Origin of the sequence: Massilia sp. Root351, assembly GCF_001425045.1 — a bacterium.
Taxonomy (GTDB): Bacteria; Pseudomonadota; Gammaproteobacteria; order Burkholderiales; family Burkholderiaceae_D; genus Rugamonas.
Genome location: NZ_LMDJ01000006.1, coordinates 68,120 through 83,088, shown reverse-complemented (window position 1 = coordinate 83,088; position 14,969 = coordinate 68,120). Strand labels below are relative to the sequence as shown.

Below are 14,969 nucleotides of genomic sequence, written 5' to 3'. Positions count from 1 at the left end.
CTGCGCCGGACGCAGCCGCTGCGTTCGGCGCGGTCATGCGGCCTCCCCTGCGATGGCGTGCAGCACGGTGGTGTCATCCAGCGCGCCGCGCTGGTACTCGCCGCAGGCTTTGCGGTCGCGCATGATGATCATGCGGTCGCTCACGCGCAGCACTTCGGGCAGCTCGGACGAAATGAACAGGATGGACATGCCCTTGCGGCACAGGCCGGACACGTAGTCCATGATCTCTTCCTTGGCGCGCACGTCGATGCCGCGCGTCGGTTCGTCCAGTATCATCAGCTTCGGTTCGGTGGCCAGCCAGCGCGCCAGCAGCACCTTCTGCTGGTTGCCGCCGGAAAGCGAACCGATAGGCGTCTCGATGCTGGCGGTCTTGATGCCCAGCCATTTCACGTAATTGTTGGCCAGCTCCTGCTGGCGTTTCAGCGGAATCGCGCGCAGCATGCCCGCCTGCGCCTGCATGGCCAGGATCAGGTTCTCGCGCACCGACAGCGACAGGATCGCGCCTTCATGCTTGCGGTCCTCCGAACAGAAGCCGATGCCGGCGCCGATGGCGTCGCGCGGATTGGCGAACGGCGCCGCGCTCACGCGGCCGTCGGCCACGATGGCGCCGCTGTCGGCCTTGTCGGCGCCGAACAGCAGGCGCGCCAGCTCGGTGCGGCCGGAACCCAGCAGCCCGCACAGGCCGAGCAGCTCGCCCTTGTTAATCGACAAATCGGTCGGCAGCAGCGCGCCGCGCCGGCCCAGGCCGCGCGCATCGAGCAGCACCTGGCCGGAGCCCCCGCCGGACACCGGTGCCGGTGCCGCCGGGACCGCCCCCGGCTCTTGCACCGCATCGGCCGGCGCGCCTATCATCTTGTTGACCAGCGCAATGCGGGACAGCTCGCTGCACGCGTATTCGCCTTCCAGCTGGCCATTGCGCATCACCGTGATGCGGTCCGAAATCGCGTAGGTCTGGTCCAGGAAGTGCGTCACGAACAGGATTGCAATGCCCTGTCCGCGCAGGCGGCGCAGCACCGTGAACAGCAGCTGTACCTCGGCTTCATCCAGGCTGGAGGTCGGCTCGTCCAGGATCAGCACCTTGGCGTTCACATTCAGGGCGCGCGAAATCGCCACCATCTGCTGCACCGCCAGCGAATAGTTCGACAGCGGCTTGGTCACGTCGATATCGATTTCCATCAGCGCCAGCATGCGGGCAGCTTCGCTCTGCATGCGCTTCCAGTCGATCCGCCCCCACTTGCGCGGATAGCGGCCGATGAAGATGTTCTCCGCCACCGACAGGTTCGGGCACAGGTTCACCTCCTGGTACACCGTGCTGATGCCCAGCTCCTGCGCCTCCAGCGTGGAGGATGGCCGGATCGGCTTGCCATTCAGCAGCATGGTGCCGCGCTCGGGCGTGTAGACGCCGGTCAGCACCTTGATCAGCGTGGACTTGCCCGCGCCGTTTTGCCCCATCAGCGTATGCACTTCGCCCGGGAACAGGCGCAGGCCCGCGTCGCTGAGCGCCTTCACGCCCGGGAACTCCTTGTGTATGCCGGTCAGCTCCAGGACCGGCGCAACGTCCGCCACCGTCATTTAGTACTTCCGGTTCGGGAATTCCTTGGCCGCCACTTCGGCCGGGAACACGCCCTCGTTCACCACGATACGCTTCGGCACCGGCTTGCCGGCCTTGACTGCGGCAGCCGCCTCCATCAGCTGTGGTCCCAGCAGCGGGCTGCATTCCACGGTCACGTTCAGCTTGCCGGCGATCATCGCCTCGAACGCGCCCTTCACGCCGTCGATGGAGATGATGATGATGTCCTTGCCCGGTTTCAGGCCCGCTTCCTCGATCGCCTGGATGGCGCCGATGGCCATGTCGTCGTTGTGCGCGTACAGCACGTTGATGTTCTTGCCCTGCGCCTTGAGGAACGCTTCCATCACTTCCTTGCCCTTGGCGCGGGTGAAGTCGCCGGTCTGGGTACGGATCACCTTCAGCTTGGGATTACCCTTGATGATCTCCTCGAAGCCTGCCTTGCGGTCGATGGCCGGGGCCGAGCCCACGGTGCCCTGCAGTTCCACGATGTTCAGCGTGGCGGCGGGCGACTTCTTGGCGTAGTCCGCCAGCCAGCGGCCGGCCTTGCGGCCCTCTTCCACGAAATCGGAACCGATCAGCGTCACGTACAGGGACGGATCGCTGACGTTGACGGAGCGGTCGGTCAAAATTACAGGAATCCTGGCGGCTTTCGCTTCACGCAGCACGGTGTCCCAGCCCGACTCCACCACCGGCGAGAATGCGATGATGTCCACGCGCTGGGCAATGAAGGATCGGATGGCCTTGACCTGGTTCTCCTGGCGCTGCTGCGCATCGGCGAACTTCAGCGTTACGCCGGCCTTCTTGGCCGCGTCCTTGATCGAAGCGGTGTTCGCGGTGCGCCATTCGCTTTCAGCGCCAACCTGGGAAAAACCGATCACCAGCGGCTTTTGCGCGAAGGCCGGAGTGGCCATGGTGCCGATGGTGGTAACGCAAGCGGCAAGCGCCGCACCCAGGATCGTCCTGCGAGTGAAATTCATGCTGGTCTCCAATATTAGTTATGCGCTCATAGTATGAGAAAGCGCCATAGCCATCCAATTCATTTTTTAGTCAAAGCGATATCATTTTCGATATGACAGCCAAGGTGGTCAGGCCACCTTATGTTATCGCAGCAGGCGCACACCGTACAGGCCGCCCGCCATCGAGCCGGGATGGGCGACGAATTTCACCGTCAGCTTGCGCGCCTGGCCGGGCTGGCCGGCCGGGATGGCGAAGTCGCGGGTGTAGATCTCCTCGGCCGCGTCGCTACCCAGCGTGACCGTATGCAGCAGCTCGCCGTTGACAACGATATCGAACTTGCGGCCGGCGTCGGCCTTGGCGAAGGTCAGGCGCAGCGTCCCGGCCCGGCCCTCCTTGTCGGTCAGGTCGTAGCTGAACCAGCCTTTCGCGTGGCGCCAGTGGCGGCCCTTGTTGATGCCCGCGTCCGCGCCCTCGCCCTTGAAAAAGTGGTCCGACTCGGGCTGTTGCTCGCCGGGCGCCACCTGGTCCACGGTGATGGCGTCCAGCGCCAGGCGCTCGGACTCGGCCCGCATGTTCGCGGCCCGCATCACGGCCAGGTTGGCCGGCGTGGTCTGCTGCCAGTACATCATGTAGCGCGAGTCGTGCAGGCGGAAAAATGGGATGAAGCGGATGTTCCCGGCGCCCGCCCCCTGTACCAGGCCCGGCGCGCGGAAGGTGAGCGGCTGGCCCGGCACCGGCTTGAACTTGTCCAGGAAGGCCTTGCTGTCGCTCACGAACAGCGGCGCGGCCTCCAGCGGACACACCGGGCCCTGGGCGATGTGGCCCATGCGCGAGTCGTCGGCGAAGTAGTTCAGCTTTTCGTTGGCGAAGGGTTGCGTTTTCGCAGCCAGCACGATGGGGCCGTGCAGCACGGCGTAGTAGTTGGACTTGTCCGGCATCTGCTCCAGGCGCGTCTTCATGGGCAGCTGGATCTCGACTCTGTCGCCCCTCTTCCAGGCGCGCGCGATGGAGGCGTAGCCGCCCGGCTTGGCGTCCACCTTGACGGCCCTGCCGTTCACGCGGATCTTCAGCGCGCCCGCAGCCACCCAGCCGGGATAGCGCACCTTCATCGTAAACTGCCCGTCGGACTCCAGCGTGATGCTGGTGCGGTCCTGGTCCGGGAAGCGGGTTTCCTGGCGCAGCTGGACGCCCCTGGCCTTCCAGTTCAGCGTGGACGGGATGAACAGGTTGACGAACAGCGTGTCGCCCTCGTGCGCGTAAATGAACTCGCCGTACTTGGCGTGGCTCTCGATGCCCGAGCCGACGCAGCACCACATGCCCTTGTCCACCTGCGAATACACGCGGTAGTGGTTGGGGCGCATGGGTGTGAAGTAGACGAAGCCGCCGGTGTCCGGCCGCTGCGAGGACAGAATGTGGTTGTACAGCGCGCGCTCGTAGTAATCGCCATAGCTGCCCTTCTGGTCGCCCTGGAACAGCAGCTCGGTGAGCTTGAGCATATTGTAGGTGTTGCAGGTCTCCGGGCCTTCGGTCTCGTGGACCATGGAGCTGTAGTCCTTGTCGTCGTGGAAGTGCTCCTTGACGCTGTTGCCGCCGATGGCCACGGTGCGGTGGTCGTGCACGGTCTGCCAGAAAAACTGGGCGGCCTGCCGCCATTTCGGGTCGCCGGTCATGTCGCCGATGCGCTTGAAGCCGATCACTTTCGGGATCTGCGTATTGGCGTGCAGGCCAGTGAGCTGGTCGCGGCCCTCTTCCAGCGGCTTGAGGATGGCCTGGTGCGAGAACTTGATGGCCAGGTCCAGGTATTTTTTATCGCCCGTCATCCCCGCCACCTGGGCAAAGACTTCGTTCATGCCGCCATGCTCGCTGCGCAGCATCAGCTGCATCTGCTCGGGCGTGAGGTGGGTGCTCAGCTGCAGCGCCCAGTCGGACAGGGAGACCAGCATGGCCTTCGCCTCGGCGTTGCCGGCCAGGCGCCAGGCGTCGTACAGGCCGGCGTACACCTTGTGCAGGTTGTACCAGGGGACCCATTTGCCGTTGACGGAGAAGTTATCGGCCTGCAGCTTGCCCTGTGCGATGGCGTTCCACACGTCCTTGCCGCCGGGGATGCCGCCGATGTAGCCGTTGGCGTTGCTCTCCTGGCAGCGCTTCAGTTCCGCCACGAAGTAGTTCAGGCGCTTCAGCACTTCGGCGTCGCCGGTGGAGGCGTACATCAGCGCCAGCGCGGACAGGTAATGGCCGCCCAGGTGGCCGTCAAGGCCGGTCGATTCCCAGTTGCCGTAGCTGGCGTTCTTCTGCGGCAGGCCGGCCTCGCGCAGGAAGGGAGCGAGCAGCTTGTCCGGTTCCAGTTCGAGGATATATTTGAGGTCGGTGTTCTGGGCGTCCAGGAAGGGGCTGGGAGTGAGCCGCACATCGGACAGGGGGAACAGGTCGGCGGCGTAAGCCGGGACGGCGAACGCAAGCTGCAGGGCCAGCGCTAGGTGGGATAGTTTCATATCGTAGGGCGGGTTGTAACCCGCCGTGGCTCCGTCGGTGTGCTTTGCTTGGCGGGTTACGCGCCGATGGCGCCAACCCGCCCTACGGTTTGCAATTACTGCAAGCGGCTTTGGTAGCGGGTCAGGTCCGCCTGGTCCAAGACCGGCCAGCCGTCCTTGTCCCACTTCATGTCGAGGATCTTCAGCTTCTGCTGGTACTTGTCTGCGGTTTCATAGGCGTGCGTGACGAAGTAGTCCTTGCCGTCGAAGGTGTAGGCGCTGTTGTGGCCCACGCCCTTCCAGTCCTTGTCGCCGGCAATCAGCAGCGAGCCGCCGCCGGCCGCCATGTCCTTGCCGCTCTTGTCCAGGTACGGCCCGGTCACTTCGCGCGCGCGGCCCACCACCACATGGTAGGTGCTCTTTTCCTTCTGGCAGCACAGGCCCCAGGAAGCGAACAGGTAGTAGTAGCCGTTCTTCTTGAAAATGTAAGGCGCTTCGATCTCCGCCGGGCCGCCGCTGTCGTCGGCCGTGAAGGCCGGCCGGTCGCGGCGCGCAATGGTGCGCCACTCCTGCGGTTCGGCGAGCCTGGTGCGGTCGGCGTTCAGCTTGACCAGTTTCAGCCCGCCCCAGAAGGAACCGAAGGACATCCAGCCGGTACCCTTGCCGTCCTCGATCACCGCAGGATCGATGGCGTTCCAGTTATCGCGGCCGGGAATCGACTGCAGCAGCATGCCCTGGTCTTCCCACTTGTAGTCCGGCGAGCGCGGGTTGAGCGTCTTGTTGACGGTCACGCCGATGCCGGAGGTGATCTTGCCGAAGCCGGACACCGAGTAGTACAGGTAGTACTTTCCATTGTAGTGCTGCACGTCCGGCGCCCATATATGGTCGTCGAACGTGGGCGCGGCGGACTTGGCCCAGGCGGGCTGGCCGGCGAACACGCGCCCTTCCGGCTTCCAGTCCTTCATATTGGCGGAGCTGTAGAAGGTGATGCCCGGCCCGGTGCTGAAGACGTAGTAGGTATTGCCGTCCTTCGCCATCACCGGGTCGTGCACGCCCACCTGTGCCGCCTGCGCGTTCAAGCCCAGGCTGGCGGCCAGTATCAGTGCTGCATATTTCATCGTCATTCCCATCTGGTTCCAGTGCCGGCACGGCGCGGAACCAAAAGGTCCGCGCCGTGCCGGCACATAGCTTACTCTACTGCGACAACCACGACCGCCTTGGCCGGCAGCTTGACCTGCAGCTTGCCGTTGCTGGCCTTCGCTTCGAACGGCACCGGCTTCACCGACTGCGGCTTGGCGAAGGTGTTGTGCGCGTCCATCGCGTCGGCGGTCAGCAGCTGTCCGCGCGCCACGCCTGCCTGGGCGCCGGCGACATTCACCGACACTTCCGCAGCCTCTTTGGGATTGGTGTTGACCAGCGCCAAGTAGACCTTGCCGTCCTTGCCGCGTGCGGCCGAAGCACTCACCTGCGGCACGCTCACATTGCCCACGCTGTACTGGCCGTTGCCGGACATGGAGATCGGCAGCGAGGTCGCGTCCTGGAATGGCACGTACATGCGGTAGGCATGGTAGGTCGGCGTCAGCAGCATCTTGTCCTTGTCGGTCAGGATCATGGCCTGCAGCACGTTTACCATCTGCGCGATGTTCGTCATCTTCACGCGCTCGGCGTAGTTGTGGAAGATGTTGAAGTTCAGCGCCGCCACCACCGCGTCGCGCAGGGAATTCTGCTGGTACAGGAAGCCGGTGTTGGTACCCTTCTCCACGTCATACCAGGTGCCCCATTCGTCGACGTAGAAGCCGACCTTCTTGGACGGATCGTTCTTGTCCAGGACTGCCACGTTGTTCTTGATCAGCTCATCCATGCGCATGGTGTTCTTCATGGTCGAGATCCACTGGTCTTCGCCGAAGCCGGTGGCCGCGCCCTTCACTTCCCACTTGCCGGTCGGGATGGTGTAGTAGTGGAAGCTGATCGCGTCCATCTTGTGCTTCACGTTGGCCGACAGCACCTCGGTCCACTTCGTGTCATTGTCGTTGCCGCCGCTGGCAATGAACTTCGGCATATGGCCATGCGGCGCCTTCAGGAATTCGGCGGCGGTCTTGTACAGGTTGGTGTAGTGCTCAGGCGTCATCTGGCCGCCGCAGCCCCAGGCCTCGTTGCCGACAGCGAAGTAGTCCACCTTGAACGGCTTGTCGCGGCCATTCTTGCGGCGCAGTTCAGCCAGCGTGGACTTGGACGGCGACGTCATGTACTCCAGCCACTCCGCCATTTCCTGGTTGCTGCCGGTGCCCAGGTTGCCGTTCACATAGGTCTCGGCGCCCAGCAGTTCGGCCAGGTCGAAGAACTCATGCGTGCCAACCGCGTTGTTTTCCTCGACGCCGCCCCACATGGTGTTGACCTTGACCGGACGCTTGCTGCGCGGGCCGATGCCTTCGCGCCAGTGGTACTCGTCGGCGAAGCAGCCGCCCGGCCAGCGCACCAGCGGCACTTTCAGGTCTTTCAGCGCGCCCAGCACGTCGTTGCGCCAGCCCTTGGTGTTCGGCTGCTTGGAGTTCGGGCCGACCCACATGCCTTCGTAGATGCCGGTGCCCAGGTGCTCGGCGAACTGGCCGTAGACGTTCTTGTTGATCACCGGGCCAGGCTTGGCCGCGTCGATGGTGATGCTCACTTCGCCGGCGGCAAAGGCTGCGCCGCTCGCCAGGCTCATGGCCAGAATGGTTTTCTTGATGATGCTCATACCGTCTCCTGTTATGGTTTTACTTAAATACTGCGACAAAGCCGCCACGCGGCTTGATCGTGATCTTGCTTGCCTTGCCCGCCGCCATGGCGGACTGGGTAAATTCGCGTTCTCCCGCGCCGTCGGTCATCAGCGCGCCGGAGCGCTTGCCGATGAAGGACAGATCCAGTTCCAGCGTCTTGTCGTTCGCTTCCGAATTGATGCCCGCCACGTACCACGCGTTGCCAGCCTTGCGCGCGATGACCACGAACTTGCCCGGGAAGCCGGCCACGAATTTCGAATCGTCCCAGCTGCGCGGCAGGTCCTGCAGGAAGGCCTTCACGTAAGGCGGCACGGTGGCCATGCCTTCCGGGACTTCCGCAAAGTGCTGGATACCCGACAGCAGCAGCACCGATTCGGCCAGCTCGAAGCCGTTGCGGGTGGCGCGCTTGATGTTGGGGATGTCACCGAACACCATGGGCGTGAAGTCCATCGGATCGAACAGGTTGCGCGTGAACGGCAGCATGGACATGTGCTGCACCACCGCGTCCTGGTCGCGCTGCTCGAAGGTGGTGAACTCCAGGCCCTTGATGGCTTCGGCCGTCATCAGGTTGGGATAGGTGCGCGACCAGCCGCGCGGCAAGGTCGAACCGTGGAAGTTCACCAGCAGGCCGTAGTCCGCCGCGTCCTTCAGGATATCGATGTAGTAAGCGATCATGGACTTGCCGTCGCCGGCGAAGAAGTCCACCTTGATGCCCTTGACGCCCATGGCTTGCAGGCGCGCGAACTCGCTGCGGCGCGCTTCGCGCGTCAACAGCTTGCTCTTGGGCGAATACTCGGTACCGTTCCAGGCGCCGGACGAGTTGTACCACACCAGCACGCCCACGTTTTTGGCGGCGGCATACGCGGCCAGCTCCTGCACCTTCTCGTAGCCGATCTTGCGGTCCCAGTCGGCGTCGATCAGCGTGTAGTCCCAGCGCATGTCGGCCGCGTAGTCGATGAACTTCTTCTGCACCTCGTAGACCGTGTGGTCGTCCTTCAGCAGTGCCCAGCTCCACGAAGCGTGGCCGGGCTGGCCCAGCGACGGTGCGGTGGACGCGCGCGGCGCGGCGGGTGCGGCCAGGTCGGTGCCCAGCGTGGAGTTGACCAGCGCAGGCAGCGTGCCTACCGCCAGCACGCGCCACGGCGTGGTCAGCGTGCCGTTCGTTTCAGCCAGCAGCGCGCCGCCGGTAAACACTTCCGGCTCGGCCGGGCCACCGATGCGGTACACGCCGTCCGGCGACTCGGCCTGCAGGCGCGAGGCGTGGAAGCTGCCGTCCATGTTCGCTTCGGTCAGGGCCACCCAGGTCTCGCCCTTGCCTTCACCGGTCTTGAACAGCGCCGGGAACACCCAGCCGGCCTTCATGGGCGACGGCGTACCGACCGGGATGCCCATCTGGTAGTGCTCTTCATAGGAAGGATTGGTGTTCTTCCAGCCCGTCTGCGCCACCGACATGGGCTGCAACCAGCCTTGCGCGGACTTGGCGAACGCGAAGCTGGTGCTCTCGCTGACGAACTTCTTGGCCGGCAGCGATGGCTCGGAAACGATGTAGCGGAAGGCCACGCCGTCGTTGGAGACGCGGAAAGCCACTTCCATGGTCTGCTTTTGCGCATTGCGCAGTGTATAGACCTGTTCATTGGCGGCGTAGCTGACGGAACGGCGCTTGCCGACGGCCATCTGGTACTTGTCCGAAACCGGCTTGGCGGCGGTCAGGCCGGCCAGCACCAGGCCCTGCGTAAAGTCGGCGCCCTCGAGCTTCAGGCCCAGTGCGGACGGCAGCAGCACCGGATTGCCGTCGCGCGAAATGGCGTACGTTACGCCGCCTTGCCGTACGTTGACGCTGACAGCCAGGTGGCCGTCGGGGCTTTTCAGGGCTGCGTTGGCTGCCGGCGCGGCAGCCGCAGCGGCAACGACGGCGCTGAATAGCGCCGTGCCATAACTCAATTGCGAATTCTTCATGTTTAGCTGCACCCGTCGCCAGACGGGCACCCTCAATGTGAACTGCACAAACGGCTGGAGGCGCTTATACCCAGCCGGCGTCGACGATGAATTCCTGCGAGGTGCACATGGCGCTGTCGTCCGCTGCCAGGAACAGGATCATGGAGGCGATATGGCCAGGCATGAGCTTGGCGGGCAGGCATTGCATGCGCTGGATTTCGGCTTCGGCCGCATCGTCCACCCACAGGTCGATCTGGCGCTGGGTCATGACCCAGCCGGGGGTGACGGTGTTGACGCGGATGCCGTGCGGGCCGAGGTCGCGCGCCAGGCTGCGCGTCAGGCCGATGACGGCCGCCTTGGTGGTGGCGTAGACCGGGTAGCCTGCGCCCTTGGCGTGCCAGGAAATGGAGCTGACGTTGATGATGGAGCCGCCGCCCTTGCGTTTCATGCCGGCCAGTACCGACTGGGCGGTGAAGAACATGGGGCGCTGGTTGATGGCGATGCGCTCGTTCCAGTAGTCCAGCGTGACGTTTTCGGCGTCGTGACGCTGGTCGTTGGCGGCGTTGTTGACCAGTACGTCGAAGTCGCCCAGTTTATCGGCCAGGGCGGCGATGGTCGCTTGCAGCGCGGGGATGTCGGTGATATCGCAGTGGCGGAATGCCGGCGCCGGGTGGCCCGAGGCGGCGATACGTTCGACCAGCGCTTCGCTGGCGTCCTTGGCGATGTCGACGAAGCCGACCAGTGCGCCCTGCTCGGCGAAGGCCGTCACCAGCGCTTCGCCGATGCCGGTGCCGCCGCCGGTGATGAATACGCGCTTGCCGCGCAGGCTGCCGAATTTGGCAAGTTCTGTCATGGTGTCTCCAGCTTATTATGTTGTTCGTGCTGCCGGCGGGTCAGTGCCTTGCACCGGACCCGCCCGGTACTGCCTACGCCTTGCCCAGCGCGCCGTCGCGGCGGCGCCAAATGGCCAGCGGGTTGTCTTCGCGCAGCTCTTCCGGCAGCAGCGCCTGCGCCAGGTTCTGGTAGCACACCGGACGCAGGAAACGGTTGATTGCGCCCGTGCCTACCGAGGTACTGCGGCCGTCGGCGGTGGCCGGGAACGGGCCGCCGTGCACCATGGCGGTCGACACTTCCACGCCGGTCGGGAAGCCGTTGGCCAGGATGCGGCCGACCTTGCGCTCCAGCACCGGCAGCAGCGCCTGCGCGTCGGCGTAGTCGCCTTCATCGAGCTGCAGCGTGGCGGTCAGCTGGCCTTCCAGCTTCTCGGTGATGGCGCGCATCTCGGCCACGTCCTTGCATGCCACCAGCAGCGAGGCCGGGCCGAAGACTTCTTCGTGCAGCGCGTGCTCGCCGAGGAAGGAGGCGGCGCTGGTCTTGAAGAACGCCGGAGCGCCCTTGCCTTCCAGCTGCTCGCCCTTGGCCAGCGTGGTCACGCAGCCCTGGGCAGCCAGGTTGGCCACGCCGCGCTGGTAGCTGCCGGCGATGCCGGCGGTGAGCATGGTGGCCGGCGCGGTCGGCTGCAGCGCCACCGTGGCGGCTTGCGCAAAGCGGTCCAGGTCCGGGCCGTCGATGCCCAGCACCAGGCCGGGATTGGTGCAGAACTGGCCCACGCCCATCACCAGCGAGGCGGCGAAGCCTTGCGCGATGCTGTCGCCGCGCGCGGCCAGCGCCTGCGGCAGCAGGTACACCGGGTTGATGCTGCTCATTTCGGCATACACGGGAATCGGCTGCGGACGCGCCGCCGCAACCGCCATCAGCGCGGTGCCGCCGGAGCGCGAGCCGGTGAAGCCGACCGCCTGGATGGCGGGATGCGCCACCAGCGTCTGGCCGATGCCGTTGCCGGTGCCGGTCAGCAGCGCGAACACGCCGGCCGGCAGCCCGCACTGTTCCACCGCGTTGACGACGGCGCGCGCCACCAGTTCGGACGTGCCGGGATGGCCCGAGTGGGCTTTCAGCACCACCGGGCAGCCCGCCGCCAGCGCCGAGGCGGTGTCGCCGCCGGCCACGGAGAACGCGAGCGGGAAATTGCTGGCCGCGAAAACGGCCACCGGACCCACCGGGATCAGGCGCATGCGCAGGTCCGGGCGTGGCGGCGTGCGCTCCGGCAACGCCGTGTCGATGCGGGCGTCGCGCCAGGAGCCTTCACGCAGCAAGTCGGCGAACAGCTTGAGCTGATTCACGGTGCGGCCACGTTCACCTTCCAGGCGGGCGCGCGGCAGGCCGCTTTCGGCCATGGCGCGTTCGATCAGCGTATCGCCCAGCGCCATGATCTGCGCGCCGATGGCTTCCAGGAAGCTGGCGCGTGCCTCGTCGCTGGTGGCGCGGAAGGTGTCGAAGGCAGCGCCGGCCAGGCTGCAAGCCTGGTCGATCTGCGCCACGTCCACCATGTGGAAGTCCGGTTCCATGGCGGCCGCGTCGGCAGGGTTCATGGCCTTGAATGAGCCGCCGTTGCCTTTGACGGCGACGCCGCCGATGAGTGCTTCACCAGTAATGATCATAAGGCGTTGACTTTCGTGTAGCTGGTTTCGGCAACTTCCAGGCGGTTGCGCAGCGCAGGACCGAAGGCAGGCGCTTCGATCTCGAAGGTCTCGCCCGGCTGCACGCTGATGTTGTCCGCAACGCTCAGGGTGGCGGTGCCGAAGAAGTGGATGTGGACGTCGCCGGCGCGCTTGAACAGGCCGTATTTGAAGTGGTGGTACTCCAGGTTGGCGATGGTGTGCGACATGTTCTCTTCGCCGCTGAAGAAGGCTTTCTCCCAGCGCACTTTGCCTTCCTTGTCCAGGATACGCGAGGTGCCGGTGACGCTTTGCGGCAGTTCGCCCACCAGCAGCGCCGGGCCCAGGCCGCAGGCGCGCAGCTTGGAATGGGCCAGGTAGAGGTAGTTCTGGCGCTCGGTCACATGGTCCGAGAATTCGTTGCCGATGGCGTAGCCCAGGCGGTATGGCTGGCCGTCGTCGCCGATGATGTACAGGCCGGCGATTTCAGGCTCTTCGCCGCCGTCCAGCGCGAAGTCGGGCATGACCAGGGACTGGCCGGTGGCGGCCACGATGGAGCCGTCGCCCTTGTAGAACCACTCGGGCTGCACGCCGGCGGTGCCGGCGGCAGGCTTGCCGCCTTCCACGCCCATGCGGAACATCTTCATGGAGTCGCTCAGCGCTTCGACGTCGCCGCCGATTTTCTTGTGCATGGAGTCGCGGGTGTCGGCGCTGCCCAGGTGGGTCAGGCCGGTGCCGGTGACGTAGGCGTGGGCTGCGTCGGCGTGGTCCAGCGGCGCCAGTAGGCGGCCGGCTGCGGCCACGTCGCCGTAGTTGTGGGTTTGCGGGCCGGCGTCGGCTTGCGCCAGCTCGGCCAGGCTTTTCTTCTGGGCGATGGCGGCTTGCGCCAGGGCGTAGGTGGTGGTGAAGCTTTCCAGTTCGCGGATGGTGGACTGCTCCAGCAGGCCAACGCGGCGTTCACCGTTCTCTTTTTTAAATTGTACGAGCAGCATGGGTATCTCCGTTTTATTTAGTGCGAATGCTTGGGCACGGCCGAACCGCGGCTGCCCACCAGGAAGTCGAAGTCGCAGCCTTCGTCCGCTTGCAGCACGTGGTCGATGTACAGCTGCTGGTAGCCCGACTTGGCGCCTTCCACCCTCTGTTCGGCGCGCGCGGCCTGGCGCTGCGCCATCTCCTGGTCCGAGATTTCCAGGTTCAGCAGGCCGCCGGCGCAATCCAGCGTGATGAAGTCGCCATCGCGCACGATGCCCAGCGGGCCGCCGGCCATCGCTTCCGGCGCCACGTGCAGCACCACGGTGCCGTAGGCGGTGCCGCTCATGCGGGCGTCCGAGATGCGCACCATGTCTTTCACGCCGGCCGCCAGCAGCTTGGGCGGCAGGCCCATATTGCCCACTTCCGCCATGCCGGGGTAGCCTTTCGGGCCGCAGTTCTTCATCACCAGCACGGAGTTCGCGTCACACTCCAGGTCCGGGTCCATGATGCGTTCTTTATAGTGTTCGAAGTTCTCGAACACCACCGCCTTGCCGCGATGCTGCATCAGCGCCGGTGTGGCGGCCGACGGCTTGAGCACGGCGCCGCGCGGCGCCAGGTTGCCGCGCAGGATGCAGATGCCGCCATCCTTCAGCAGCGGCTTGTCCAGCGGACGGATCACTTCGTCGTCGTAGATCGGCGCGTCGTTGTTGTTTTCCCACAGCGTCTTGCCGTTGGCGGTCAGCGCGTCCTTGTGCGGCAGCATGCCGCCTTCGCCCATGCGGCGGATCACGCCCGGCAGGCCGCCGGCGTAGTAGAACTCTTCCATCAGGAAGCGACCGGACGGCAGCAGGTCCACCACCGTGGGCTGGCCACGGCCGATGCGGGTCCAGTCTTCCAGCTCCAGCGCCACGCCCATGCGGCCGGCAATGGCTTTCAGGTGGATCACGGCGTTGGTGGAACCGCCGATGGCGGCGTTGACGCGGATGGCGTTCTCGAACGCCTCCTTGGTCAGGATCTTGGACAGGCGCAGGTCTTCCCACACCATGTCGACGATGCGCATGCCGGACATATGGGCCAGCACGTAGCGGCGCGCGTCCACTGCGGGGATGGCGGCGTTGTGCGGCAAGGTGGTGCCCAGCGCCTCGGCCATGCAGGCCATGGTCGAGGCGGTGCCCATGGTGTTGCAGGTACCGGCCGAGCGCGAGTGGCCCGCTTCGGCGGCCAGGAATTTGTGCATCGAGATTTCGCCGGCTTTCACCTGCTCGTGCAGCTGCCATACGGCGGTGCCGGAGCCGATGCTCTTGCCGTCCAGCTTACCGTTCAGCATGGGGCCGCCGGATACCACGATGGTCGGCACGTCCACCGACGCGGCGCCCATCAGCAGGGCCGGGGTAGTCTTGTCGCAACCGACCAGCAGCACCACCGCATCCATCGGGTTGCCGCGGATCGATTCTTCCACGTCCATCGACGCCAGGTTACGGGTCAGCATGGCGGTTGGGCGCAGGTTCGATTCGCCGTTCGAGAACACCGGGAATTCCACCGGGAAGCCGCCCGCCTCGAGGATGCCGCGCTTGACATGCTCGGCCAGCTTGCGGAAATGGGCGTTGCAAGGAGTGAGTTCGGACCAGGTGTTGCAGATGCCGATGATGGGCTTGCCCTGGAATTCGTGGTCTGGAATGCCCTGGTTTTTCATCCAGCTGCGGTACATGAAACCGTTCTTGTCCTGCGTACCGAACCATTGGGCCGAGCGCAATTCCACTTTTTTCTTCGTCTCCGACATGCAAATCTCCTGTAATTTTTCGCACTGCAATGG

At 65.0% G+C, this 14,969-nt stretch carries 10 protein-coding genes; all 10 read right to left on the bottom strand.

Annotated features, from left to right (window positions below; translation table 11 throughout):
• Positions 1-33: 33 nt before the first annotated feature.
• The 10 genes from ASD15_RS10710 to ASD15_RS10665 all read right to left on the bottom strand — a co-directional run bounded on the left by ASD15_RS10710 (position 34) and on the right by ASD15_RS10665 (position 14,936).
• Positions 34-1,572: a sugar ABC transporter ATP-binding protein gene (locus tag ASD15_RS10710; protein ID WP_057154840.1), complete on the bottom strand. Its 1,539-nt coding sequence runs from the start codon at positions 1,570-1,572 to the stop codon at positions 34-36.
• Complete coding sequence (locus tag ASD15_RS10705; protein WP_057154839.1) at positions 1,573-2,547, bottom strand: ABC transporter substrate-binding protein; 975 nt, start codon at positions 2,545-2,547, stop codon at positions 1,573-1,575. It abuts the gene before it with no gap.
• Positions 2,548-2,670: 123 nt separating this feature from the next.
• Positions 2,671-5,019, bottom strand: a complete 2,349-nt coding sequence (locus tag ASD15_RS10700) for a glycoside hydrolase family 127 protein (protein WP_057154838.1) — start codon at positions 5,017-5,019, stop codon at positions 2,671-2,673.
• A gap of 95 nt (positions 5,020-5,114) precedes the next feature.
• Positions 5,115-6,116 carry an arabinan endo-1,5-alpha-L-arabinosidase gene (locus tag ASD15_RS10695; RefSeq protein WP_057154926.1) on the bottom strand — a complete coding sequence of 334 codons (1,002 nt, stop codon included), beginning with the start codon at positions 6,114-6,116 and terminating at the stop codon, positions 5,115-5,117.
• A 71-nt stretch (positions 6,117-6,187) separates the two neighbouring features.
• Positions 6,188-7,732, bottom strand: coding sequence for an alpha-N-arabinofuranosidase (locus tag ASD15_RS10690; protein ID WP_057154837.1), 1,545 nt, complete (start codon positions 7,730-7,732; stop codon positions 6,188-6,190).
• Positions 7,733-7,751: 19 nt separating this feature from the next.
• On the bottom strand, positions 7,752-9,710 hold the full coding sequence (locus ASD15_RS10685) for a glycoside hydrolase family 97 protein (RefSeq protein WP_057154836.1): 1,959 nt from the start codon (positions 9,708-9,710) through the stop codon (positions 7,752-7,754).
• A gap of 64 nt (positions 9,711-9,774) precedes the next feature.
• Positions 9,775-10,542 (bottom strand): SDR family NAD(P)-dependent oxidoreductase, encoded by a 768-nt coding sequence (locus ASD15_RS10680; RefSeq protein WP_057154835.1) that lies wholly within the window; start codon positions 10,540-10,542, stop codon positions 9,775-9,777.
• A 73-nt stretch (positions 10,543-10,615) separates the two neighbouring features.
• Complete coding sequence (locus ASD15_RS10675) at positions 10,616-12,187, bottom strand: aldehyde dehydrogenase (NADP(+)) (RefSeq protein ID WP_057154834.1); 1,572 nt, start codon at positions 12,185-12,187, stop codon at positions 10,616-10,618.
• Positions 12,184-13,176, bottom strand: a complete 993-nt coding sequence (gene araD1 / locus ASD15_RS10670) for an AraD1 family protein (RefSeq protein WP_057154833.1) — start codon at positions 13,174-13,176, stop codon at positions 12,184-12,186. Before araD1 ends, ASD15_RS10675 begins: the two co-directional genes overlap by 4 nt.
• A 17-nt stretch (positions 13,177-13,193) precedes the next feature.
• Positions 13,194-14,936, bottom strand: a complete 1,743-nt coding sequence (locus ASD15_RS10665; protein ID WP_057154832.1) for an IlvD/Edd family dehydratase — start codon at positions 14,934-14,936, stop codon at positions 13,194-13,196.
• Positions 14,937-14,969: the final 33 nt, after the last annotated feature.